Source organism: Methylobacterium sp. A54F (assembly GCF_053346035.1).
On record NZ_JBKFBF010000092.1, the window covers coordinates 1 to 320 of the forward strand.

A 320-nucleotide genomic window follows, 5' to 3' on the forward strand; every position below is an offset into this window, starting at 1 on the left:
CTTGCGGTCGGCGGCGCTCGTGATCTTGCGGGAGATGCCGCCGCCCCGGCCGGTGTTCGGCATCAGCACGGAGTAGCGGGCGGCGAGCGACAGGTAGGTGGTGAGCGCCGCGCCCTTGGTGCCGCGCTCCTCCTTGACCACCTGCACGAGGATGATCTGGCGGCGCTTGATCACCTCCTGGATCTTGTAGTGGCGCGGGGGCGTGCGGGGGCGCTCGGGGATCTCGGCCAGCGCGTCGCCGTTGCCGCCGACCTGGGCGATCTTCGGCTCGGCATCCGGATCGTCGCCCTCGTGGGACTCGTCCTCGGACTCCTCGTCGT

The 320-nt window shown here is 70.9% G+C and carries 1 pseudogene; it reads right to left on the reverse strand.

Features of this window, described 5'->3' with window-relative positions:
- A pseudogene (locus ACLBXP_RS25480) lies at positions 1–320 on the reverse strand (ribonuclease E/G); the annotation flags it as partial.